This window comes from Acinetobacter sp. V89_7 (genome assembly GCF_029967895.1).
In the GTDB taxonomy this organism is placed as follows: Bacteria; Pseudomonadota; Gammaproteobacteria; order Pseudomonadales; family Moraxellaceae; genus Acinetobacter; species Acinetobacter soli.
Genome location: NZ_JASCAJ010000003.1, coordinates 1 through 23,272, shown reverse-complemented (window position 1 = coordinate 23,272; position 23,272 = coordinate 1). Strand labels below are relative to the sequence as shown.

21 protein-coding genes, 3 tRNA genes and 1 other RNA gene are annotated in these 23,272 nt (G+C 43.1%); 10 read left to right on the top strand and 15 right to left on the bottom strand.

The annotated features are described in order from the left end of the window. Positions 1 to 334 precede the first annotated feature (334 nt). From QLG00_RS00555 to sdhC, 4 genes are read right to left on the bottom strand one after another with little or no spacing between them, the layout of a single operon-like run. A complete protein-coding gene (locus tag QLG00_RS00555; protein ID WP_004940938.1) occupies positions 335 to 1,045 on the bottom strand; it encodes a succinate dehydrogenase iron-sulfur subunit in 711 nt (236 codons plus the stop codon). A gap of 14 nt (positions 1,046 to 1,059) precedes the next feature. Beyond that, on the bottom strand, positions 1,060 to 2,955 hold the full coding sequence (gene sdhA / locus QLG00_RS00550; protein WP_004940941.1) for a succinate dehydrogenase flavoprotein subunit: 1,896 nt from the start codon (positions 2,953 to 2,955) through the stop codon (positions 1,060 to 1,062). 12 nt (positions 2,956 to 2,967) lie between these two features. Then, the gene (gene sdhD, locus QLG00_RS00545) at positions 2,968 to 3,333 is read right to left on the bottom strand and encodes a succinate dehydrogenase, hydrophobic membrane anchor protein (RefSeq protein WP_004940945.1); all 366 of its coding nucleotides are present in this window, start codon (positions 3,331 to 3,333) and stop codon (positions 2,968 to 2,970) included. Continuing rightward, positions 3,333 to 3,734, bottom strand: a complete 402-nt coding sequence (sdhC, locus tag QLG00_RS00540) for a succinate dehydrogenase, cytochrome b556 subunit (protein ID WP_088459624.1) — start codon at positions 3,732 to 3,734, stop codon at positions 3,333 to 3,335. Before sdhC ends, sdhD begins: the two co-directional genes overlap by 1 nt. Positions 3,735 to 4,775: 1,041 nt before the next feature. On the opposite strand from sdhC, the gene gltA reads away from it, so the two are divergent. Continuing rightward, on the top strand, positions 4,776 to 6,050 hold the full coding sequence (gene gltA, locus QLG00_RS00535) for a citrate synthase (protein WP_004940950.1): 1,275 nt from the start codon (positions 4,776 to 4,778) through the stop codon (positions 6,048 to 6,050). A gap of 53 nt (positions 6,051 to 6,103) precedes the next feature. Here the strand turns inward: gltA and QLG00_RS00530 are convergent, their stop codons facing one another. Continuing rightward, positions 6,104 to 6,559 carry a hypothetical protein gene (locus tag QLG00_RS00530; protein ID WP_048765958.1) on the bottom strand — a complete coding sequence of 152 codons (456 nt, stop codon included), beginning with the start codon at positions 6,557 to 6,559 and terminating at the stop codon, positions 6,104 to 6,106. Between the two features lie 273 nt (positions 6,560 to 6,832). On the opposite strand from QLG00_RS00530, the gene QLG00_RS00525 reads away from it, so the two are divergent. Both QLG00_RS00525 and QLG00_RS00520 read left to right on the top strand, forming a co-directional pair. Further along, positions 6,833 to 8,458: an NAD+ synthase gene (locus tag QLG00_RS00525; RefSeq protein ID WP_282470341.1), complete on the top strand. Its 1,626-nt coding sequence runs from the start codon at positions 6,833 to 6,835 to the stop codon at positions 8,456 to 8,458. After that, positions 8,451 to 9,485 carry a hypothetical protein gene (locus QLG00_RS00520; protein ID WP_282470340.1) on the top strand — a complete coding sequence of 345 codons (1,035 nt, stop codon included), beginning with the start codon at positions 8,451 to 8,453 and terminating at the stop codon, positions 9,483 to 9,485. The genes QLG00_RS00525 and QLG00_RS00520 overlap by 8 nt, the downstream gene beginning before the upstream one ends. Before the next feature lie 41 nt (positions 9,486 to 9,526). Here QLG00_RS00520 and QLG00_RS00515 read toward each other — a convergent pair whose 3' ends face one another. The 6 genes from QLG00_RS00515 to coaD all read right to left on the bottom strand — a co-directional run bounded on the left by QLG00_RS00515 (position 9,527) and on the right by coaD (position 12,456). After that, positions 9,527 to 10,705 (bottom strand): porin, encoded by a 1,179-nt coding sequence (locus QLG00_RS00515; RefSeq protein ID WP_250365378.1) that lies wholly within the window; start codon positions 10,703 to 10,705, stop codon positions 9,527 to 9,529. Between the two features lie 145 nt (positions 10,706 to 10,850). Further along, positions 10,851 to 10,927, bottom strand: a tRNA-Met gene (locus QLG00_RS00510). A gap of 249 nt (positions 10,928 to 11,176) precedes the next feature. Next, positions 11,177 to 11,253: transfer RNA gene (locus tag QLG00_RS00505), tRNA-Met, on the bottom strand. A 63-nt stretch (positions 11,254 to 11,316) separates the two neighbouring features. After that, an RNA gene (gene rnpB, locus QLG00_RS00500) (RNase P RNA component class A) lies at positions 11,317 to 11,672 on the bottom strand. Between the two features lie 27 nt (positions 11,673 to 11,699). Next, on the bottom strand, positions 11,700 to 11,963 hold the full coding sequence (locus QLG00_RS00495) for a YfhL family 4Fe-4S dicluster ferredoxin (protein ID WP_025094358.1): 264 nt from the start codon (positions 11,961 to 11,963) through the stop codon (positions 11,700 to 11,702). A gap of 1 nt (position 11,964) precedes the next feature. After that, a complete protein-coding gene (coaD, locus tag QLG00_RS00490; protein ID WP_004940969.1) occupies positions 11,965 to 12,456 on the bottom strand; it encodes a pantetheine-phosphate adenylyltransferase in 492 nt (163 codons plus the stop codon). 141 nt (positions 12,457 to 12,597) lie between these two features. On the opposite strand from coaD, the gene smpB reads away from it, so the two are divergent. Next, the gene (gene smpB / locus QLG00_RS00485; protein ID WP_004940972.1) at positions 12,598 to 13,074 is read left to right on the top strand and encodes an SsrA-binding protein SmpB; all 477 of its coding nucleotides are present in this window, start codon (positions 12,598 to 12,600) and stop codon (positions 13,072 to 13,074) included. Between the two features lie 36 nt (positions 13,075 to 13,110). On the opposite strand, the gene QLG00_RS00480 is transcribed toward smpB, so the two are convergent. From QLG00_RS00480 to rluD, 3 genes are read right to left on the bottom strand one after another with little or no spacing between them, the layout of a single operon-like run. Then, positions 13,111 to 13,662, bottom strand: a complete 552-nt coding sequence (locus QLG00_RS00480) for a flavodoxin family protein (RefSeq protein WP_004940973.1) — start codon at positions 13,660 to 13,662, stop codon at positions 13,111 to 13,113. 40 nt (positions 13,663 to 13,702) lie between these two features. Beyond that, the gene (gene pgeF, locus QLG00_RS00475) at positions 13,703 to 14,443 is read right to left on the bottom strand and encodes a peptidoglycan editing factor PgeF (RefSeq protein WP_282470339.1); all 741 of its coding nucleotides are present in this window, start codon (positions 14,441 to 14,443) and stop codon (positions 13,703 to 13,705) included. Positions 14,444 to 14,465: 22 nt separating this feature from the next. Further along, positions 14,466 to 15,518: a 23S rRNA pseudouridine(1911/1915/1917) synthase RluD gene (gene rluD, locus QLG00_RS00470; RefSeq protein ID WP_025094360.1), complete on the bottom strand. Its 1,053-nt coding sequence runs from the start codon at positions 15,516 to 15,518 to the stop codon at positions 14,466 to 14,468. A 72-nt stretch (positions 15,519 to 15,590) separates the two neighbouring features. Here rluD and QLG00_RS00465 point away from each other — a divergent pair, with 72 nt between their 5' ends. Together QLG00_RS00465 and QLG00_RS00460 are read left to right on the top strand one after the other, a co-directional pair. Then, entirely contained in the window at positions 15,591 to 16,640 is a 1,050-nt protein-coding gene (locus tag QLG00_RS00465) for an outer membrane protein assembly factor BamD (RefSeq protein WP_149931174.1), read from the top strand. 147 nt (positions 16,641 to 16,787) lie between these two features. Beyond that, entirely contained in the window at positions 16,788 to 18,674 is a 1,887-nt protein-coding gene (locus QLG00_RS00460) for a CHC2 zinc finger domain-containing protein (protein ID WP_282470338.1), read from the top strand. Between the two features lie 6 nt (positions 18,675 to 18,680). Here the strand turns inward: QLG00_RS00460 and hemA are convergent, their stop codons facing one another. Beyond that, positions 18,681 to 19,973 (bottom strand): glutamyl-tRNA reductase, encoded by a 1,293-nt coding sequence (gene hemA, locus QLG00_RS00455; RefSeq protein ID WP_282470337.1) that lies wholly within the window; start codon positions 19,971 to 19,973, stop codon positions 18,681 to 18,683. Positions 19,974 to 20,060: 87 nt separating this feature from the next. Between hemA and QLG00_RS00450 the strand changes: the two genes are divergently transcribed. The 4 genes from QLG00_RS00450 (at position 20,061) to QLG00_RS00435 (ending at position 23,272) form a co-directional block, all read left to right on the top strand. Further along, positions 20,061 to 21,764 carry a tetratricopeptide repeat protein gene (locus QLG00_RS00450; RefSeq protein WP_004940993.1) on the top strand — a complete coding sequence of 568 codons (1,704 nt, stop codon included), beginning with the start codon at positions 20,061 to 20,063 and terminating at the stop codon, positions 21,762 to 21,764. 3 nt (positions 21,765 to 21,767) lie between these two features. Further along, positions 21,768 to 22,349 carry a lipoprotein insertase outer membrane protein LolB gene (lolB, locus tag QLG00_RS00445; protein WP_282470336.1) on the top strand — a complete coding sequence of 194 codons (582 nt, stop codon included), beginning with the start codon at positions 21,768 to 21,770 and terminating at the stop codon, positions 22,347 to 22,349. 13 nt (positions 22,350 to 22,362) lie between these two features. Next, a complete protein-coding gene (gene ispE / locus QLG00_RS00440; RefSeq protein ID WP_025094366.1) occupies positions 22,363 to 23,184 on the top strand; it encodes a 4-(cytidine 5'-diphospho)-2-C-methyl-D-erythritol kinase in 822 nt (273 codons plus the stop codon). A gap of 13 nt (positions 23,185 to 23,197) precedes the next feature. Next, positions 23,198 to 23,272 (top strand) — tRNA-Gln (locus QLG00_RS00435).

Below are 23,272 nucleotides of genomic sequence, written 5' to 3'. Positions count from 1 at the left end.
CAAATCATCTTAGAAAAACAAAATCTTACCGCTATTTGGCTTTTCTAAAATAACTCTTCTACATAAAAATTAAGCACAATCAAAAATCGTGCTTCGTGTATATGGCCTATTATGCACTTTGTGGGCATAAAATTTCGTTTCAAATCGTATCATGTTCTGCTTACACGAATTGATTTTTTTGACATATACCTCTTATAAATTGACAAAATACATTGGCTATTTTAGCTGATAACCTATGGTGCTTGATATACATTTTAGATGCAATTTAGACATTAGTCCCATTTATTTTTAATAAAAAAAGCGCACATAAATATGTGCGCTTTTTTTAACGGAATTAACCTGCTTGATCGAGAAGCATGTTACGAATGTGACCAATTGCTTTTGTTGGGTTCAAACCTTTCGGGCAAACAGATACACAGTTCATGATTCCTTTACAACGGAACAATGAGAATGGGTCGTCCAAACGCGCCAAACGTTCTTGAGTAGCGGTATCACGCGAATCGATAATAAAGCGATAAGCGTTTAGTAGCGCAGATGGACCCAAGAATTTGTCTGGGTTCCACCAGAACGATGGGCATGATGTCGAACAACACGCACACAAGATACATTCATACAGGCCGTCAAGATGCTCACGGTCGGCTTGAGACTGTAAACGCTCTTTTGGTGGCGCTGGCTGATTGTTAATCAGGAATGGCTGGATCTTGTTGTATTGATCGTAGAACTGGTTCATGTCTACAACCAGATCCTTAATCACTGGCAAGCCTGGTAGAGGACGAATCACGATTTTTTCAGGCAAATCGTTGAGGTTCCACAAACACGCCAGACCATTTTTACCATTGATATTCACACCATCAGAACCACAAATACCTTCTCGGCATGAACGGCGGAATGTCAAGGTTTCATCCTGTACTTTCAGTGCAAGTAACGCATCAAGCAACATACGGTGCTTGTCGGTTAGCTCGAGCGTGAAAGTTTGCATGTACGGCGCTTTATCCTTATCAGGATCATAGCGGTAGATTTCGAATGTACGAGTACCTCTACTCATCTTTAGTCTCCCGATTAGAATGTACGTGGTTTAGGTTCAATTGCTTCAACCGTTAACGGATTGAAACGAACTGGCTTGTACTCAAGACGGTTATCCGATGAATACCACAATGTGTGTTTCATCCATTCATCGTCACGGCGACCATATGAATACGTTGGGTGATCAGGAGCCAACTCGTAGTCAACCACTGTATGCGCACCACGACATTCTTTACGTGCAGCAGCAGAAATTAATGTAGCTTTCGCAACTTCATACAAGTTTTCAACTTCAAGCGCTTCAACACGCGCGGTGTTAAATACTCTTGATTTGTCTTTCAAATGAATGTTACGTACACGAGATTCCATCGCAAGGATTTCTTGTACACCCTTGTCAAGCAAAGCTTGAGTACGGAATACACCAGCATGATCCTGTACGATGTCACGGATTGTATCGGCAATTTCTTGTGCATTCTCACCAGAAGTTGAATCATCTAGTTTGCGAATACGTGCCAATGTGTTTTCAAGTACGTCATTTGGTAATGGTGCATAATCATCACCATGGTGCTTGGTCACATAATCAATGATATGTTCACCAGCCGCCTTACCAAATACCACCAAATCAAGCAATGAGTTGGTTCCCAAACGGTTCGCACCGTGAACTGACACACACGAACACTCACCGATTGCATAAAAACCTTTAACCGGTTTTACATAATCGCGCGTACCTTGGTAGGTATATTGTTTAGTGTCTTTGTCGTAGTGTGCAGTAAACTCGCCTTCTTCCACACCATGCGGCACCACAACCTGACCATGGATATTGGTCGGGATACCACCCATTTGGTAGTGAATTGTAGGTACAACAGGAATTGGCTCTTTGGTACAGTCAACGTTTGCAAACTTTTTACCAATCTCAAAAACAGACGGTAAACGCTTCATGATGGTTTCTGCACCCAAGTGCGTCATATCAAGAAGAATGTAGTCGCCTTTAGGGCCACAGCCACGCCCTTCTTTGATCTCTTGGTCCATTGAACGTGATACGAAGTCACGCGGTGCCAAGTCTTTCAATGTTGGTGCATAGCGCTCCATGAACGGTTCGCCGTCCTTGTTACGCAAAATACCACCTTCACCACGACAACCTTCTGTCAACAGTACGCCAGCTCCGGCAACACCCGTTGGGTGAAATTGCCAGAATTCCATATCTTGTAATGGAATACCTGCACGCGCTGCCATACCCAGACCATCGCCTGTATTAATATAAGCGTTGGTTGATGCACGGTAAACTCGGCCTGCACCACCCGTAGCGAACAAAGTTGCTTTGGCTTGGAATACGGCAATATTACCTGTTTCTTGGTCGTAAGCGGTTACACCAAGTACATCACCTTCATTGTTACGGATCAGGTCAAGCGCAATCCATTCAACAAAGAACTGTGTGCCCATTTTTACGTTGCTTTGATACAACGTATGTAAAAGCGCATGACCTGTACGGTCAGCGGCTGCACAGGCACGTGGTACTGCTTTTGCACCATAGTTTGCAGAGTGACCACCAAATGGACGCTGATAAATCGTTCCATCTTCGTTACGGTCAAACGGCATACCCATGTGTTCAAGCTCGTACACCACTTTAGGTGCTTCACGCGTCATATATTCGATCGCGTCTTGATCACCTAACCAGTCAGAGCCTTTTACGGTGTCGTAAAAGTGATAGTGCCAGTTATCTTCTTGCATGTTGCCTAACGATGCACCGATACCACCTTGCGCGGCAACCGTGTGCGAACGTGTTGGGAATACTTTAGTCAAAACAGCAACTTTTAAACCCGCTTGTGCAAGTTGATACGCTGCACGCATACCAGAACCACCACCACCAACGATGACAGCATCAAAGGTGAGGTTTTGGATATTTGAATAATCTTCTTTAGGGTTTATCGCGCCCATGATGTCTTCCTATCAATTCGCCCAGAAAATCTGGATACCCCAGATTACAAATACAAACACGGCAATAATGACAGCCGTTGTTAGAACCAGACGTAAACCTGAAGCTGAAGGACCCATTTGACGAGTCGTTACATAGTCAGTAAATACTTGCCACATACCAATCCAAGCGTGTGCTGCCAATGACAATACAGCCAACAAAGACAAAATCTTCATTGGTAAAGTCATCATGAAACCAGACCATTGCTCATAGTTAAAGCCACCATGAAACAAAATCCAACCCATGATCACGACTGTATATACGGCTAAAACAACAGCACTAATACGCTGGACAAACCAATCGCGAGAACCTGAACCTGTTAATCCTGTAGCACTTTTCATTAGAACATAATCCATACGAAGGCTGCGATGATACCAATCACAGATAAGATCAATGCAACTGTAGCGGCAGTTCGCCCACTTTGAAGCTCTTCTGCAAAGCCAAGATCAGCAAGCAAGTGTTTAACACCAGCAATGAAGTGATAAATTAAACCTGCTACAAATACCCATACGATGAATCGTACTAAAATATTTCCGAAGATAACTGTTTTTACGTATTCAAATCCTTCTGGTGATGCTAAGGATTTATCCAAAATCCATAATAGAACGGGAATTAATAGAAATACGATGACACCAGAGAGACGGTGTAAGATTGATGCAATAGCCACGGGTGAGCGTAAGTTTACCGCTAACACCTGACCCATGGACAAATTGACAGGTCTGTTGCTTTTCACAGCGGGCATCCTGTAGTAAAAACTCCAGCTGGAGTTTGTTTGAATTAATTCGAAGGAAAGCTGGCATTGAAGGCAAGCAAATGCCTACTTAATAAACGACTCTTGAATTATAAAACGTCAAAAATCAAATTACAAACAATGAAAAACCTCTTTTTCATATAAAATTAAGCAAATAAGAATCATTTACCTATACGAATTGGTCACATAATCATCGTTAATTAGATTAAAAACTCGTATGTCTCTATTTTTATATACTATTTTAAAAAAACCAGCTTTAATTGGCTTTATGATCTTCATCATATGAGAATTAGACCAAAGATATTAAATACAACTGAACTCTTTGCTTACACAGATTGCAATTGAAGGTTTAAGCTTATTCTGAATCCGCTTTAAATCATAAAGCTTATATTTTTTTATAAAATGTCGTGCTGCTTTTATATTCTTTGCAGCCTTATATCGCTATTATAAAGAACTACTTACTTTGTGAATAACTTCAACTACACAATCAAATTTGATTTAAATTCACACAAAAATAATCTTATTAACCGCCCTATACGTTCTGAAAAGTACAAATTTTGAGGTGAATGATGAGTTCAATTAGCTATTTTTTAACCAGTTGAATCAATTTTAGAAATACTGGCCTATCTGTTTTAAAGCATGAAACCGATTAACCCATTCGAGGTAAATACTCGGTAAGTTATGGGTTTTAAGCCATTTTCATAATGCGTTGGCATAATCTACCAATAGCCAGATGGATTAATTGCTCTAAAAATTTGTTTACAATTTAGATTTTAGACCCAATTTTTTTCTGCACGGCGTCATAAATTTGACTTATCATAGCGCGTCGATACTGTGATTTTATTCATTTTTTTAACCCTTAACAGTTAAACTAAATACTTGTGGTGACGCTACTTTTTTATCCATTAGTATAATTGACAAAATTTCAGTTCACACTAATCTTAGTAACAATTTTTGACCCGTCTGATTCGTGCATTAAAAGATTAATACTTCGATTCAGATCAACATTCACCAGGACAGGAGATCTATTGAATGTCTGAAGCAACTGGCAAGAAAGCCGTACTAAAGCTTGATGGCAAAGAAATTGAATTACCAATTTACAGCGGCACATTAGGCCCAGATGTAATCGACGTTAAGGATGTATTGGCCGCAGGTCATTTTACGTTTGATCCTGGTTTCATGGCGACCGCTTCTTGTGAATCGAAGATTACCTTCATCGACGGGAACGAAGGTGTGTTATTACACCGCGGCTACCCAATCGATCAGCTTGCAACTCAGGCGGATTATCTCGAAACATGTTATTTGCTCTTAAATGGTGAACTCCCAACCAAAGAGCAAAAAGAAGAATTTGATGCGAAGGTGCGTAACCACACTATGGTTCACGACCAAGTAAGCCGTTTCTTTAATGGTTTCCGTCGTGATGCGCACCCAATGGCAATCATGGTTGGTGTGGTTGGTGCTTTATCTGCGTTCTATCATAACCAGTTAAACATCGAAGACGTGAATCATCGTGAAATTACTGCTATCCGCTTGATCGCAAAAATTCCGACGCTTGCAGCGTGGAGCTACAAGTACACGGTGGGTCAACCTTTCATCTACCCTCGCAATGACTTGGGCTATGCAGAAAACTTCCTGCATATGATGTTTGCGACACCTGCAGATCGTGATTACAAAGTAGATCCGATTCTAGCTAAAGCAATGGATCGTATTTTCACGCTTCATGCGGATCATGAGCAAAATGCATCAACGTCAACTGTACGTTTGGCAGGCTCAACTGGCGCGAATCCATATGCATGTATCGCAGCGGGTATTTCAGCGCTTTGGGGCCCTGCTCACGGCGGTGCAAACGAAGCTGTTCTGAAGATGCTCGACGAGATCGGTACAGTTGAAAACGTTGCTGGCTTCATGGAAAAAGTGAAGACCAAAGAAGTGAAACTCATGGGCTTTGGTCACCGTGTGTATAAAAACTTCGATCCACGCGCGAAAGTGATGAAAGAAACGTGTGATGAAGTTCTTGCTGCGCTTGGCATCAACGATCCACAACTTGAACTTGCGATGGAACTTGAGCGTATTGCGTTGTCTGATGAATACTTCATCAAGCGTAACTTGTATCCAAACGTAGACTTCTACTCAGGTATCATTCTCAAAGCGATTGGTATCCCAACAGAAATGTTTACCGTGATCTTTGCACTTGCACGTACTGTTGGCTGGATCAGCCACTGGTTAGAAATGCACAGTGCTCCGTACAAAATTGGTCGTCCTCGTCAGCTTTATACTGGCGAAACCAAACGCGACATCCAGCGTTAATCGCTGCCTAAGCGTTATACCAATAAAAAAAGACCGCATTTGGCGGTCTTTTTTTATTGCGGGGAAGCAATAAACGGAATACAGGCAGCCAGATCATCACAAGATTGTTGACGATGTTTTTTGAGAAAGTAGTCTTGAACCATTTGCGCCTGCTGCTCAACACCAAACTCTAAAAAAGTTTTACCGCGCTTAAGCACATAATGATATTGGCGCTCAAAAATAGCCTTTCGAATCAGCTTAATGCCCTGCTGTACTTGCCATACATGTACCAATTCATGAATGAGCCAAGATTGCTTTTCAATCGACTGCGTCGAAAAATCTTCGCACCAGTCGATCACATTAAAATAAATATGCCCATTGGGACTGATTGCATAGTGCTTCAATACCAAACGATGTGCACAAATAAAGATCGAATCATAATTGAGATGCGAGCTAAAAATTTCGCGTGCAAGTGATATTTCACCCGAGGTCAGCTTTCGTCTTCTGAGGATGAGAAAATTTTGTAGCATGATCTTTTTATTGATTGAAGATTAATTTGAGTGTAATCGATGTCGGCTATAGATACAGCCAAATTACAACAAATAAAAAATCGATTAAAATAGATAATTCTTGTTATTTTTGCGCAGAAAAAGCTTTGATTAGTATATATTATCTGTCTTGCACTGTTTTTCAATTCGATTGACTTTTTTTGTGTTATCCCATGCGTCACCCCGTTGTAAAAAGAAAATGACAAAAGCAACGAATGGCGTATATCTGTGCTATCGATCTAGGATTAGGTTTGAATGAAAAGTTTTAAAATTGCCCTTGCTCAATTTTCACCGCATATTGGCAATATTGATTCAAATGCTCAAAAAATGATTGAGCAAGCAAATGAAGCTAAAAAACAACATGCTGATTTAATTATTTTTCCAGAACTCTCCATCATCGGCTATCCAGCCGAAGACTTGCTGCTACGTCCAAATCTTGGTAAACGAATGCATCAGGCATTTCAGCAACTTAAAGAAGTAAAAGACATTGTAATGGTGTTTGGATTTGTACATCAAACCGAAGAAGGACATCGTTATAATTCTGCCGCTGTCATGAAAGATGGTGTCGTGCTCGGAATCTATAACAAGCATAATTTACCCAACTATGGCGTTTTTGATGAAAAGCGCTACTTCAACCCTGGGCATCAACACCTTGTGTTTGAGTATTTAGGACACAGATTTGGTGTCTTGATTTGTGAAGATATTTGGTCACTCAACACGGTTCAACAGCTCACGCAGCTCAATGTAGAAACAGTTTTGGTGCTCAATGCATCACCATATGAGGTGGGTAAGCCGCAGCACCGTGTTCAGACTTTGACTGAACTCTCTAAGCAGCTCAATGTCAATCTGGTTTATCTCAATCAGGTAGGCGGGCAAGATGATCTTATTTTTGATGGCACCAGCTTTGTCATCAATCACACTGGAACTGTGGCTGTACAGGCACCGAGCTTTAAGGAAGCGCTGTACTATGCTGAATATGATGTCGAAAATAAGCAGTACAAAACCACTGAAGTGACGCCTGCACTCGATACCATGGCGGAAATTTATCAAAGTTTGGTGATGGCCACGCGTGACTATGTACAACGTTCTGGTTTCCCGGGTGTGATATTAGGTTTGTCTGGCGGTATTGACTCAGCACTCACCCTAGCGATTGCAGCCGATGCAATTGGTGCCGATAAGGTTCAAGCAGTCATGATGCCTTATACCTATACGGCTCAAATCAGTGTGGAAGATGCGACCGAGCAAGCGCGACGTATGGGCGTTACCTTCGGGATCGCTGAAATCCATCCGATTGTAAATAGCTTCATGCAAATGCTATATCCATTTTTTGGCAACACACCGGCAGATGCGACGGAAGAAAACCTACAGGCACGTGCACGTGGCACGCTGTTGATGGGGCTGTCTAACAAGTTTGGTAATCTGGTGCTTTCAACCGGTAACAAGTCTGAAATTTCAGTGGGTTACTGCACACTTTACGGCGATATGGTGGGTGGTTTTTCTGTACTTAAAGACGTGTATAAAACCATCGTGTTTGAGCTGGCAAAATATCGCAACACGCTTGGTGATACGCCTGTAATTCCTGAACGTGTCATTACTCGCCCGCCATCGGCAGAATTACGTCCAGATCAGAAAGATCAAGATTCATTGCCGCCTTATGATATTCTGGATGCGATTCTTTACGCTTATATCGAAGAAGATCAAAGTCAGGCCGATATTATTGCCAAAGGCTTTGAGAAAGACGTAGTTGAAAAAGTGATTCGTCTCGTTGATCGTAATGAATACAAGCGTCGCCAAGGTGCAATTGGCCCTCGAATTAGTTCACGTGCCTTTAGCCGTGAGCGCCGCTACCCTATCGTAAATGGCTGGAGACCAGATGACTAAGGATCAGACATCGTCTAGCGCGCAGCTTGCTCAAGCACTTTTGCTTGAGCAGGTGCATTATTTCAAGTCTCAGCTCTGTGCTGAGCACTCTTCGGAGTATCTACAACATCTCTCGCATTTGATTTTTCAGTCTCTCCAACAGCTCAAACTCCATCAAGTCATCGATATGCAACAACTTGAAATGGTGGTTCGGCGCTATGCATTTGAGATGCAGTTGGGTGCAGATTTACTCGAATTCATTGGTGAAATTTCTAAGCAGATTTATCTTAGCGCACTTAAATCACCATCAACTTTGAATGATTTGGTCTCGGATCAACAGTTTGATATCTGGTTAGCCAAGTTTTTAGAATTAGACAATATTCGGCTTTACTTCAATACCTTCTTACGTCACAGCCCAGCCATTGAGCAACTGTGTCACTTCATCGCCACCAGCGCAATACATCATAAATTGCCTAGGTTTTTGCAGCCGGCATCGGGCAACGAATCTAGCACTACTTTACATGCGCGTTGGCAGCAAAATCTAAAATCCTTTTCACACAAACATCAGCAACGAATTGAGCAAAAAATTGAAGACTACTTGGCTCGCTTGATTCAGCAGCAATTGGCAGAACTAAGTGTCTTATCCAATGATGATCTTGAAGATTTACTGCGTACACTCTGGGACGATGTAAAAGACAAAACTGTTTACGAGTACATCTCTAAAATTAATCCTCTAGATATTGAAGAGTTTTTTGTACTGGTTTATGAATACTGGAAAGAACTGCGCCAGCAGCCTTTCATTCAAAATCTCGTGTTGCGGGGTGTCGAAGTATTTTATGAATTTTATCGTGATGATACGTTGCAGGATTTATTTTACGGCATTGGGTTAGACGAACAGGATATTTATACTGAAGTACAGCGGTTTTACCCCAAACTTATTCGAGTTCTAGATCGGGAAGGATTACTTGAACCGCTTTTGGTGAATGTTTTATCACCATTTTATGCGCGTAGCGAAACCTTAAGCCTGATTGAACAACATCAGTCATAAAACAAAGCCCAAACCGTAGCTAACGATTTGGGCTTTTACATTTAGAAATAATAACCCAGTGCTAAATACAGCATGCGGTCCCATCCATTGCCATCGCCCTGTGCCAATCCATTACTGCTGGCACCGACCATCGGATCATTTTTACTCCAGATGTATTCACCTTGAATCCCAATCTTTTTGTAGTTAAATGCAACACCTGCAATGATACGTTCTGAGTCTTCATAGCCCGTCTGATCTTTAAATAAACGACTATACGAGAAATATGGCTTAATATTCTTAAGCTCATAAAAGGGCTTTGCCACACTGTAATTGATTTCATTGACCACATAGTCGGTCTTATTGGCCACCTGATAAGGAAAATCAAAAGCACCCAAGGTTGAAAAGTCAGGAAACTCAGTGTCGCGGTTTTGAATGGATTGTGATCCGGCAAGTAACATCCACTGCCAAGCATTGTACTGCGTCTGTGTAAAGACATTCCAACTGTTACGTGAGCCGTCTTGACCGTTTTTTTTGTTTTTCAGTTCAGAATGCCAGAATGAAGTACCAATCTCGGTACTCAGTCCATCAATCGGCGTTACCTCAAATTTTTTAGATAACCGACCAATCCAGATATTTCTTTCTTTTAAATACGTTCCCGTTGTTAAATCATCTGCCTCGACAAATGCCGGGCTGTAGCGGCTTGAATCTTTTGACGTCCCCTTATAATTTCCACCATCTGTTGGATAAAAACCCAAACTTAAACTGTAATCATTCTGGTTGATTTGATAACGTAGCCCAAGCGCTGAAATATCCTCAAAACCGACTGTATTCATGAGGGTTTCGTAATAACTGCTGCCCCAGAAGCGTCCGAAGCCAAACTCAACAGGTTGCAATCCAACGCTCACCCGTTGCTGATCTGAAATCTTGTATCCGACCCACGCATCACTCAAAAAAACAGCATCACAAAGTTCATCGTATTCATAGCAACGCGCATCGAGTGCTGCCAGCCATTTAGGATTTTCATAGTTTAAATTGAGCTTGATATCTGCAAGACGCCAGTTGTTATTTGAACCCTCATTGGCTTCATCTTGAAAATCTTTGCTCAGATAGCGCGTACGGATAGCACCAGACACTTTCACTTGCCCCGCTTCGGCCTTTGGATCGCCCCAGCTTAGATCTTGTGCATATACCACTGGAGTAAATGCAATTGTTGTTGTGAGTAGTAATAATGACTTATTCATGCCATAACATCCTTTTGAGTGGGTGATGAAAATGCATAAGTTCGGTTGGAATTAGAAAACTAAAACAGTGAACTTGAGTGTGAAATAAAAATCTAAAAAAGATAGATAAAAAAAAAGATCACGTAATGTACATGATCTTTGAAAATGGTGGCTATGACGGGACTTGAACCTGTGACCCCCGCATTATGAGTGCGGTGCTCTAACCAACTGAGCTACATAGCCGTAAACTGTGAGCGCATTATCTATAGAACCTTCTTGGCCGTCAATAGATTTTGTTTTCAGCTGTTCACCAAACACTCAAATCATGCTAAATCGTACAAATTTATGACAATTTTGTAGATACCCTAACATTTTATGCGTTCATCAACAACCGCACGATGGTGCATCAGATCTGAATATCTAAAAAGGATAATGCTACGATTCAAAAACAATAAGCAAAAAAAAGACCATGCAGGAGCATGGTCTATAAAATGGTGGCTATGACGGGACTTGAACCTGTGACCCCCGCATTATGAGTGCGGTGCTCTAACCAACTGAGCTACATAGCCGAAAACTGTGCGCGCATTATCTTCATTAATTCAAGATACGTCAAGCATAATTTACATAAAATTTGGTGAAGTGGACCTGTAAGCCGGGTTCTGTCGAGGACGATCATTCCTCTAGGCGTACAATCACTCATACGCTCAAGCGACCTACCCGAATCCAGTACGGGCCGTACCTCAGGATTCCTATTTGGTCTTGCTTCTGGTGGGGTTTACCATGCCGTGAACTGTTACCAGACACGCGGTGCGCTCTTACCGCACCCTTTCACCCTTACCTCACGAATGAGGCGGTCTACTCTCTGCTGCACTTTCCGTCGGCTTGCGCCGCCCAGGCGTTACCTGGCACCCTGCCCTATGAAGCCCGGACTTTCCTCCCCTGTTTCAGTCACGAAGACCTCCACAGCAGCGACCGTCCAGTCCACTTCGTGTGCGCATAGTATCAAAGATTTGATTTAATTGCTTGTGCTTTTTTGATCAATTAGTTTTTGATACTTCTGCATGAGCTGATCTTGTGTCTCGACATGATTCGGATCTTTTGGAATACAATCGACAGGACAAAAAAGCTGACACTGCGGCTGATCAAAATGTCCAACGCATTCGGTACATAAATCGGGATGAATCTCATAAATCAATTCACCCATATAGATTGCCTCGTTGGGGCAAACCGGCTCACAGACATCACAATTGATGCATTCTTCGGTGATAAAAAGTGACACGTTACCAACCTTGCTGATGTTTTTGTTCAAATGCCTCAACCACAGCCTGAGGCACAAACTTGGCGACATCGCCTCGTAGGCGAGCAATTTCACGCACCAGAGTCGATGAAATAAACGAGTATTGTTCTGAAGGCGTTAAAAATACCGCTTCAAAATGATGATCAAGCTGTCGGTTCATGTTGGCCAACTGAAATTCGTACTCAAAATCTGAAACAGCACGCAAACCTCGTAATACCGCAGTAGCGTTTTGCTCACGAAAAAAGTTGACCAGTAATCCATCAAAGCCAACAAATTCTACATTATGTAGATGACTCAGAGAGGATTTGGCTAAACGTACACGCTCATCAAGACTAAAAAGTGGTTTTTTATGGTGTCCAATCGCAATTGCGACCACGACTTCATCAAACATTCGGGATGCACGGGTGACTAAATCTACATGACCATTGGTGATAGGATCAAATGTGCCTGGATAGATTACACGTGTTTTAGACATCCGTTTTTACTCTAGTTTATTTTGTAAGTCTTAATTCTAGCAAATCTTGATTTCATAGCGAAGTCACTCCATTAAAATGAAAAAACTTCACCTCAGTCGCGGTTTAGGGCACAATAGGCATAACTTTGGAATTTTAAGATTATGGCGAAAGCAGTAGTAGTTAAAAAAAATAATGGCGGGACCATTGCGCAAAATAAACGCGCGCGTCACGATTATTTTATTGAAGAAAAATTTGAAGCGGGTATGTCTTTGCAAGGCTGGGAAGTGAAATCCTTGCGCGCAGGTCGTATGAGCCTGACGGAAAGCTATATCATCTTTAAAAATGGTGAAGCCTATCTGTTTGGTGCCCAAATTCAGCCTCTTTTAACCGCATCCAGCCATGTTGTTCCCGAAGCGACACGTACGCGTAAACTGTTACTGTCACGGCGTCAAATTGATCAACTCATGGGTGCTGTCAATCAAAAAGGTTATTCGTGCGTTCCCCTCGCCTGTTACTGGAAAGGCCACTTGGTCAAACTTGAAATTGCGCTGGTGAAAGGTAAGCAATTACATGACAAGCGTGCCACAGAAAAAGATCGTGACTGGCAACGTGACAAAGCACGTTTAATGCACAAATAAAAAAAGCCTCAATTGAGGCTTTTTTTAGCTCTGGACTCAGTGCAAACGATACAATAATCCACCAATATACTCACCAAACCAGATGGCAGTGTCTAAATCACCTTGTGGCGGCGTAATGTCTACAGGCGCATTATCGGACTGGGTCATAAGCCCTAAACTGCTGGCCAGACGGTTTAAATCATCTTGGTTGTGCCCGGTGCTCATCAAAGGTAAACCCGACCACAACATGCCGTGCTGCATGGCAAACAGATGAATCTGTTGTAGCACCGAGAGCTTATCACCGCTTAAGCCGCCAGAATTGGCAAAACCTGCGGCGAGTTTACCTTGCCAGATCCGGTCTCTCCAACGTTTGGAGCTACTGTCCATAAACCTTTTAAAATCTGCCGAAACACTTCCCATATAAGTGGGTGAGCCAAAGATAATTCCTTGCGAGGCATCAAGTAAATCCCAGTCGATATGCTCAATCGGCATCAGATGTACTTCAATGCCCATTTTTTTGGCACCTTGTGCAATATATGCCGCGACCTTAGCTGTATGACCATAAGGACTATGATAAACGATTGAGAGAGATTTTCTGATCTGCGACATAAGATGCTTTAATCACCAAGTTAATGAAAGTTTAGCAGTTTTACTGCATGAACACGAATGTCGCCATACGCCCGGTTTTCGGATCTCGCCGATGCGAAAAGTAATGCTGCGCTTGACGATACGAACATTGATTGCCACCCAAAATCGTTTCTACACCAGATTGCTGCAAAATATAGCGTGCAATTGCATACAAATCGGCTTGAAATTTACCGGGCTGTTTACCTTCTTCAAACGCGGTGACGAGATCGGGGTATTTGGCACAAAAGGTCTGCTGTACTTCTGAACCGACCTCAAAGCACGGCTGACTGATGGCTGCACCTAACCATGCATAGGCAGGGCCACTTTGCATCGACTCGATGGTATTTTCAATAATACCATCTGCAAGACCACGCCAGCCGGCATGCAAATTAGCCACCTCAGTCCCCGCACGATTCACCAATACCACAGGCAGACAGTCTGCGGTCATGATCATGAGCGCCTGTGCCTTGCTTTGGGTAATCAGTGCATCGCCAGTTAATGCATCAAAACTAAGTGCTTGATTGACAGTATGACAAATCGTACTGTGGGTTTGGGTCATCCACGTCAGTTGCTTCACGCCATAAGCGCTTAACTCATTCAGTAGGCTCATTCGGTGCTGCTGCACACGATACGGATCATCGTGAACATGCAAGGCCAAATTAAAGCCCTCAAGCTCGGGAGTCAAACTCGACTTCGCTTGAGGATGCATGAGGGTGGTCTGCCCCACATATACTCCAGCGGGTAAACCTTCTACAAAGTCCATGCGACGATCCTGTAATTTTGGATTAATAAGCAGCGTTGTCTTGACGTAATACCTCAACCAGATGGGTGAAATCCTCTGGCCATGGCGCTTCAAACATCATTTCCTGTTGAGTTTTTGGATGTACCAGCCCCAATTTGGCTGCATGCAACGCTTGGCGTTTAAACGTACGCAAAGTGATATTTAAGCGCTCGCTGGCTCCTGCCGGTACGCGTACACGACTCATATACACCGGATCGCCAACTAAACCATGCCCAATGTAGCTAAAGTGCACGCGAATCTGATGCGTTCGGCCTGTTTCAAGCTGCGCCTGAATACGCGTGAAATGCTGAAAACGTTCTTTAACATTATAGTGTGTTACGGCATCGCGACCACCAGGTAAGATGGTCATTTTGATACGATCCACCGGATGGCGTTTAATCGGCTCATCAATAGTGCCACCCGCCACAATATTGCCGTATACAATCAGGTCATAAATTCGATATACCGATTTATCTGCCAATTGTTTGCTCAAAGAAAATTGTGATTCAAGATTTTTAGCCACCACCAAAAGGCCACTGGTGTCTTTATCGATTCGATGTACCAATCCGGCACGGGTGAGCTCGGCTGCTTTTGGATAATGATACAAGAGCGCGTTTACCAAAGTTCCCGTATGATTGCCCGCACCCGGATGCACCACCATTCCGGCAGGCTTGTTGATGACCAGAATATCATTGTCTTCATAAACAATTTCCAGCGGAATGTCTTCAGGCTTACTGGTGGTCTGTGCCTCAAGCTCTACATTCAAAGTTAGTAGTTCATTGCCTTCACAGCGATATTTGGGCTTTACAATTTCACCATTTACCAACAAGTGACCGTCTTTCATCCACTGTTTTAATTTCTCGCGTGAAAAGTCACTCCACACCGATGCCGCCACTTGATCAATACGTTGACCCAAGTATTCAAGATCAAGTTGAACTTGCAACGATAAACGTGTTGCAGTTGGCTCAGAAGTATGGTTATCTGCATCCTCAGAATCTTCGAGTAAGTTGAAGTCTGTTTCGGAGAGATTAGGATTCGAAGATTGTGCTGAAGTCATTTGCTCTTTCAGATAAAAGTGATTTAATAGCGCAATTGTAGCTCATTGCCCGTATTAAACAGAGGAGTTTTTATGTCGCTACCAAATTATAAGATTACCATGCTTGCCCTTTCTCTTGGCGTAGCGGCTGCAATGGTGGGCTGTAGCAGTAATCCCAAAAAAGAAGTAGTCGATACAGGCCCTCAGTCAAGTGAACAAATTTACATGCAAAAAGCGCAGCAAGCGCTTGATCGCGGTCAATATTCTGAAGCGGCAAAATCATTAGAAGCAATTGATACCTACTATCCAACAGGTCAATCTTCGGCACAAGCACAACTCGATCTTCTGTATGTAAAATTCCAGCAAAAAGAATTTGAAACCGTGGTCACGCAAGCCGATCGATTTATTCGCCTGAATCCACAGCATCCAAACGTGGATTATGCGTACTATATTCGTGGCGTTGCCAACATGGAATTAAACTACGACAGCTTGATGCGCTATACTTCTTTACAGCAGTCACACCGTGACACCAGCTACATGAAGTTGGCTTATCAAAACTTTGTCGATTTAATTCGCCGTTTCCCAAGTAGTCAATATTCGGTCGATGCAGCACAGCGCATGAAGTTTATCGGGCAAGAGCTGGCTGAAAGCGAAATGAATGTGGCACGTTTTAATATTAAACGTAAAGCCTGGATTGCAGCCATTGATCGTGCGCAGTGGGTGGTAGAGCATTATCCTCAAACACCTCAAACACCTGAAGCTTTGGCTACTCTGGCTTATGCCTACAATGAAATTGGCGATAAAGCCACCTCAGAACAGTACGTTAATCTGTTAAAACTGAACTACCCGAACTTGGTTCGTGCGAACGGAACAGTAGATCTTGCGGCATCTCGTCATGATGCGAGCTGGGTTAACCGCGCAACATTGGGTATTTTTGGTCGTGAAGCCAAAGCCAATGCAAACGCAGAAACCACTTCAAGCAACGTAGAAAGCACAGAAAAACGGAGCTGGACCAACCGTTTAAGCTTGGGTTTACTCGACAAGCAAAAAACCGTCGATACCAGTACTACCGAGATGCCAAAACCACCAGCACAAGCGACACAAGCCGTACCAAGTACAACTGAAGCAGATGCTGCAAAATAACGTATCGGCTGGTTAAAAGCACATTGAAAAGGGCAAGCATGGACTTGCCCTTTCATTTTTACTTACGATCAAAATTCTTTTTTTTGTTTGCTTCAGCTAAACTATTTAATTGAAGCTTTTTTGCATGTGCTCGGGATTCTTTCTGTTATGGCCATTCCTCAACATACCATTGATCAAATTCTAGACCGAACCGATCTGGTAGAATTGATTGGCCAACGCGTAAAACTCAAAAAGTCAGGGCGCTCCTACTCTGGTTGCTGTCCATTCCACCAAGAAAAAACTCCTTCTTTTCATGTTTATCGTGACAAGGGCTATTACCATTGCTTTGGTTGTCAGGCCAACGGTAATGCAATTCGTTTTTTAATGGACATCGACGGGCGCAACTTTATCGATGTCATGCAAGAGCTATCGAGCAAATCGGGCGTAGAACTCCCTAAAGACAATTTTGAAAGCAAGAAACTCTCTTATAAACGCGCTACACAAAAACCGCAGCCAATCGCACCAGTACCAGCTCAAACGTCGATACCAGAGACGAACTCAAATGAAACATCCGATGCATCACAGGCACTCGAAGCGCCAGTGTTTATGGATGATCCATTTGCGCAGTTTGAACAAAATTATCAATCTTTTGATGATGATATTCCACAAGAAGGCAATTTATATGATTTGCTGGAAAACGTGGCGCAATTTTATGAACGACAACTTCCAAATAGCATTAAAGCCCAGCAATATTTTAAACAGCGTGGACTCACTGCAGAAACGATTCAGTTTTGGCGTTTGGGCTATGCTCCCGAAGACTGGCAGCATTTGGAAAAAGCCTTTCCTTACGACGTAGAAGGCTTAAAGCAAGTCGGGCTGATTCGTTCTAGCGACAGTGGGCGTGACTTTGATCTCCTGCGTGAACGGGTTATTTTTCCGATTCGTGATCATAAAGGTCGTGTGGTGGGCTTTGGTGGCCGCGCACTCAACGACGAAATCAAACCCAAATACATCAATTCCCCCGATTCGGATGTCTTTCATAAAAATCAGCTGCTTTACGGACTGTATGAAGGGCGCAAGCTTAAAGCCAGAGACTGGCTGATGGTTGAAGGCTATATGGATGTCATTGCGTTGCAGCAGTATGGCGTATATGGAGCCGTAGCAACGTTAGGCACGGCCAGTAATGTCGATCACCTGAATACGCTATTTAAGCAAAACTCGCGCATTACCGTGGCTTTCGATGGCGATGCGGCCGGTCAAAAAGCCGCACGTCGAACCTTGGAAATTGCATTGCCCTCTTTAAATGATGGGCGGGAACTCAAGTTTTTTGTATTACCCAAAGAACATGACCCAGACTCACTCATTCGGCGTGAAGGACTCGAGCATTTTCAACGCTTGCTTGAGCAGGCGCCATTACTGTCCGATTTCATTTTTGCACACCTCACTCAGCAGCACGATATTTCAACGCCTGAAGGAAAAAGTCAGGTCATGGGAGAACTCCGCGAGCTGACCGATTTATTGCCTAAACAAGGGTCATATCGTTATTTGTTAACGCAGTCGTTTCGAGAAAAGTTAGGACTGGGGCGCAAGTTTACTCCGCAAGTCAGTCATGATGCATCGTTATCCTTTAATATTCAGACCAAAGATGAAGACTTGGCGATTGCACTGCTGATTCAACATCCATATCTGTATATTCATTTTGAGGCCTTACGCGCCGTGATCGCGCCAGATCAACTTCTGGCCAAGATTTTATCGGTACTGGATCGTGTTTTTGAAGAGTTGCCAGACGACCAAGAGCTCGCGACCTATTATATTTTGGGCGCATGTAATTTATATCGACATGAAATTGCAGATATTTTGGAGCGAACGAACCTTCAAAATCTGATGCATGCACCAGAAACTGCCGACAAACTGGCCAAAGAATATGCACTGGGTTTACAAGAAAAATATTTAAGAACGAAACTCAAAACGCCTATTTCGCTCATCGAATCGCGTAATTTGCGTCAGCAACTAAACGAATTGACCAAGCAAATCAGTTTACGCTTATTGTCTTAAGGATACTTAGTCTGCTGTATTTTTGGGCTTGCGCTCATGCTCAAATACATCATTGAGCTGATTTTTCATCCACTCAAAATAGTCTGGATGTTCATGTTGTGCCGCTTCGCGCAGTAAGATCGATGTCGGGTGCATGAGCTTTTGAGTCAAACGATGCGCCAGTTGCGTCATCACTTCTTCTGGTGCTTGGCCTTTTTGCAAAGCAGCTAAGGCTTTGCCTAACTCAAGCTGCTGTTGCTGCTCACTGTGCACACGATAAGCATGAATTGTACTGCCTGCTTGCAGAATTTTTTGCTGGGTGAGCAATTGACTGGCCAGTTGACTCACCATGACTTCGGCTTCAACTGCCGCCTGACGTCGCTGCGCCAAATTTTCATCAATTACGCTTTGTAAGTCATCTACACCATACAGATATACGCCGTCTAGCGTTTCGACTTTCGGATCGATATCGCGCGGAACAGCCAAATCGACCAGTAGCATCTGGTTATAGCGACGCTTTTTGAGTGCAGCCTTAATATCTTGATAAAAAATGACCTGATGTAAACTTCCGGTACAACTCGACACCACATCAGCACGGTGCAAATTGTCGGCCAGTTGATCAAATGCAATGATCTCGACTTCTACCTGATGGGCAATTTCTTGCGATAACTGCTCTGCCCGCGCTTGACTACGGTTACAGATGATGACCTTTGCTACACCCATTTCGGCCAGATGTTTGGCCACCAAAGTGTTCATTTCACCAGCAGCAACCATCATGACGGTAAGCTTTTCTGGTTGACTAAACACCTGTAAGGCCAATTGCGCAACCGCATAACCCATCGATACAGCATGGCTACCGACTGCTGTTTCGGAGCGAACACGCTTGGCTGCATAAAATGCGTATTCAAAAATGCGGTTTAAGTCGGAAGAAACGGTTTGTGCGTCTTTAGACAAAGCCAATGCACTTTTGACTTGCCCCAAAATTTGAGGCTCGCCCAACATAAGCGAATCGAGTCCACTGGCTACACGCATTAAATGTGTGACCGCCTGCGCATCTTGGTAACGATAAACATGATGAAGTAACTGTTTTATCTCAATACCATTGGTCTCGGCCAACCAGTTCAAGATCAGATCGGCATGCTCAGTCATGGCATAGACTTCGGTACGATTGCAGGTAGACACCACAACCATATCGTTTAAATCGGCATGACGATGCTGTTGAGCCAACAAATCGCGTAAACGTTCTGCGTTAAACGCGACTTGTTCTCTCAACTCGACTGAAGCTGTTTGATGGTTGACACCCAATGCAAAGAAAGACATATCAGATCATCATTTCGCTAAATTTATGCTATTGTGCAATATCGGTGTCATAAAAAGCATTACTTGGATTACTAAAAATTGCGACAAATGAATAACCGGTTAAACGGTACATCCATTAGACAATATTCTACCACATTCTTGTTGCTCGGTAGCATGGCTTCGACAGCACATGGACAAGCTGTGGATGAATTTCATCCAGCCGCATTAAATACCGATGCGCTTAAACAAAGCATGATTGCCGAATTTGCCTTGGCTTATGATGATATTCCAACCGCCATTCATAACTACACTGTACTCGCAATAAAAAGTAATTCAACCACCATTAAACAGCGTGCACTCGATATTGCACTCGAATACAACGATTTAAAAGCCGCTCTGGATATTGCAACGCACTGGGTGGTTCAAGAGCCTGAAGATGTGCCTGCACTCTTTTATCTGGCCCATATTGCGCTGCGTGCGCATGAATACAAGCTGGCTGCCAATACACTGGATAAAATTTTAACCATCGACCCCAATGCCGATCTGGAACAAATTCTTGCCGGTATTGCACCCGAATCCAAAGAAGATCGGGAAAATTTATTGGCTACACTCAAAACCAGTAAAGAGAAAGAAAACCCTTCGATTTTGGTCATGATTGCAGGCTTTGAGGCACAAAATGGGCATTTAGAGGATGCGCTTAACAACACCAACAAGGCCCTAAAAAAGCGTCCGAAGGTCACGGGCTTTATTTTAATGAAAGCCAATTTGCTGACCAGCCTAGGCGAAATTGAAGAAACACAAAAATGGCTGGCAAAATCCAGTCGTCGTCATCGAGACAACCTAGATGTTCGACTGGCTGAAGCGCGCTTTCTTATTCGTCATAGTGAGCCACAACTGGCGCTAAAAAAGCTCGAAGACATTATCAAAATGTGGCCTGACAATGAAGATGCCAAGTTTATTGCCGGCCTTACCAGTATCGATTTAAAATATTACGAGAAAGCCGAGCAATATCTGGTCGATTTACGTTACTCTGCAAAATATCAAAATGACGCCTATTATTATTTGGCCGTCAATGCAGAGCGCAAGCAGCACTTTGAAACAGCAAAAGCGTATTATCGTTTGGTCGATGGCAGCTTGTATGTGGTGTCTAGGCGTAATCTGGTGTCGATTTTTGAAAAACAGGGCAATCTAAACGATGCCTTACGTTTTTTAACCCAAGAGCGGGTCAATTATCCGCAGCATGCTAGTTTTTTATATCAGGCACAGGCCGAAATTTTAAAGAAAATGGGCAACAAGAAAGCCGCATTGCGCTTGCTCGATGAAGCCATTAAAAATATTTCGGATGATCCTGAACTGATCTATGCCGAAGTGCTGATGCTGGATCCTTTCTCAGATCGCGACAAGCTGGACCGCACATTAAAACAGTTGCTGCTCATCGAGCCAAATAGCCCGACCTATCTGAATGCTTATGCTTATACACTGGCGTTACAGAACCGACGCTTAGATGAAGCTCGTCAGTATGCTCAACTCGCCCTTGAATATGCCCCCGAACAAGCCTCAATTTTAGATACCTTGGGATATATCGCCTTTTTGCAAAATGATTTCAATGCAGCGATTGACTCTCTAGGCAAGGCGTATGCAATAAGCCAGAATGTGAATATTGGTGTACGGCTGGCCAAAGCCCTATACATGCAAGGCAATCTGACCGAATTTAGCCAAGTGTTACAACAGCTCAAAGAAAAAAATGCAAATGATCCACAATTAAAGCAACTCGATGCGCTAATTTTACCGACAGCAACTAAAAAGAGTTAATTTATGCTTACCACATCTCGTCTTTCCCTTGCCCTATGCTGCTCGAGTGCGTTATTTTTTACCGGTTGTCAGCATATCGTCAAAACGCAATCACCGGCTACTCAGAATCAAACTGAACAGCTTAATGAATTTGATTTACAAGGTAAAATTGGCGTTCGCACACCAAAACAGTCTGGCAGTGCCTTTTTTACTTGGTCTCAGCATCAAGATCAATTTGATATTGAGCTCAGCGGTATTTTAGGGGTTGGTAAAACTCAAATTACAGGCAAACCCGGACAAGTGAGCTTAAACAGCGCCAAAACTGGCTTGATTACTGCACAAACGCCTGAAGAGCTGTTACAGCGTGCAACTGGCTGGCAAGCTCCGATTACGCATTTGGTGAACTGGGTACAAGCTAGACCTGCCACAATGTCTGCAAAAACGACACAAGATCAAAATGGCCGTGTAACCAATATTGTTGAAGATGGTTGGGATGTGTCATTGAGTTATAACGATCAACAAAAACTTCCCAGCAAACTGATTTTAAAGCAAGCGCTTGCCGATAATCAGGAAAATCGTATTACAATGCTTATTCAAAATCGTTAAGTCAAATCCCCTTATGATGCGCGTTCCTTCACCTGCAAAACTGAATCTGTTTTTACATATCACGGGCCGTCGCAGCGACGGCTATCATGAATTGCAAAGCATTTTTCAACTGATTGATTTGTATGATTGGCTCACCTTTACGCCATTAAACGACAAGCATGAAATTGAAATTGAGGGAATTGCGCAGGTCGATCTGACACAAAATTTAATCTACCGGGCCGCACAATTGCTCAAACCATATGCAACAAAATACTGTGGCTTACACATCTTGATAGAAAAAAATATTCCCATGGGTGCAGGGCTAGGTGGCGGATCATCCAATGCAGCCACCACCTTACGGGTACTCAATAGCCTTTGGGAATGCAGCCTAACAATTGATCAATTGGCAGATTTAGGTTTAAGTCTGGGTGCAGATGTCCCGATTTTTGTTTATGGAAAAAATGCATGGGCCGAAGGAGTCGGAGAAAAGCTTACTTTTGTAGATTTAGATCAAAAACAATACATTGTTTTAAAACCTGACTGTTTTATCAGCACTCAACTGCTTTTTTCGCAAAAAACATTGACAAGAGATTCTAAGCGCACTACATTTTGCGCCTATCAGATGAAGCCTTCTGATTTTGGAAATAACTTTGAAGCACTTGCTAGAAGCCTATATCCAGAAGTAGAAGAAGCGATGCAGTATCTCGATCAGTTCGGTTCTGCACAGCTTACAGGAACAGGTGCCTGTGTTTTTACTGAGGTCACTTCCGATATGAATGTGAACGAAATTGTTACTCATGCCCCATGTAAAGCTTATGTGGTTCACGGGTTAAAACAATCTCCTTTATGTTTGTAAAAGAATGATATTTAGGGGCGTCGCCAAGTGGTAAGGCAGCGGGTTTTGATCTCGCCATCCGTTGGTTCGAATCCAGCCGCCCCTGCCA

Coding starts and splice junctions, on each gene's coding strand:
- QLG00_RS00530 (WP_048765958.1), bottom strand. CDS start 6,559: ATGCTACAAAATTTTCTCATCCTCAGAAGACGAAAGCTGACCTCGGGT.
- smpB (WP_004940972.1), top strand. CDS start 12,598: ATGGCGAAAGCAGTAGTAGTTAAAAAAAATAATGGCGGGACCATTGCG.
- coaD (WP_004940969.1), bottom strand. CDS start 12,456: ATGTCTAAAACACGTGTAATCTATCCAGGCACATTTGATCCTATCACC.
- QLG00_RS00465 (WP_149931174.1), top strand. CDS start 15,591: ATGTCGCTACCAAATTATAAGATTACCATGCTTGCCCTTTCTCTTGGC.
- lolB (WP_282470336.1), top strand. CDS start 21,768: ATGCTTACCACATCTCGTCTTTCCCTTGCCCTATGCTGCTCGAGTGCG.
- sdhC (WP_088459624.1), bottom strand. CDS start 3,734: ATGCCCGCTGTGAAAAGCAACAGACCTGTCAATTTGTCCATGGGTCAG.
- hemA (WP_282470337.1), bottom strand. CDS start 19,973: ATGTCTTTCTTTGCATTGGGTGTCAACCATCAAACAGCTTCAGTCGAG.
- QLG00_RS00555 (WP_004940938.1), bottom strand. CDS start 1,045: ATGAGTAGAGGTACTCGTACATTCGAAATCTACCGCTATGATCCTGAT.
- QLG00_RS00520 (WP_282470340.1), top strand. CDS start 8,451: ATGACTAAGGATCAGACATCGTCTAGCGCGCAGCTTGCTCAAGCACTT.
- sdhA (WP_004940941.1), bottom strand. CDS start 2,955: ATGGGCGCGATAAACCCTAAAGAAGATTATTCAAATATCCAAAACCTC.
- rluD (WP_025094360.1), bottom strand. CDS start 15,518: ATGACTTCAGCACAATCTTCGAATCCTAATCTCTCCGAAACAGACTTC.
- QLG00_RS00450 (WP_004940993.1), top strand. CDS start 20,061: ATGAATAACCGGTTAAACGGTACATCCATTAGACAATATTCTACCACA.
- QLG00_RS00515 (WP_250365378.1), bottom strand. CDS start 10,705: ATGAATAAGTCATTATTACTACTCACAACAACAATTGCATTTACTCCA.
- QLG00_RS00480 (WP_004940973.1), bottom strand. CDS start 13,662: ATGTCGCAGATCAGAAAATCTCTCTCAATCGTTTATCATAGTCCTTAT.
- sdhD (WP_004940945.1), bottom strand. CDS start 3,333: ATGAAAAGTGCTACAGGATTAACAGGTTCAGGTTCTCGCGATTGGTTT.
- gltA (WP_004940950.1), top strand. CDS start 4,776: ATGTCTGAAGCAACTGGCAAGAAAGCCGTACTAAAGCTTGATGGCAAA.
- QLG00_RS00525 (WP_282470341.1), top strand. CDS start 6,833: ATGAAAAGTTTTAAAATTGCCCTTGCTCAATTTTCACCGCATATTGGC.
- QLG00_RS00460 (WP_282470338.1), top strand. CDS start 16,788: ATGGCCATTCCTCAACATACCATTGATCAAATTCTAGACCGAACCGAT.
- pgeF (WP_282470339.1), bottom strand. CDS start 14,443: ATGGACTTTGTAGAAGGTTTACCCGCTGGAGTATATGTGGGGCAGACC.
- ispE (WP_025094366.1), top strand. CDS start 22,363: ATGATGCGCGTTCCTTCACCTGCAAAACTGAATCTGTTTTTACATATC.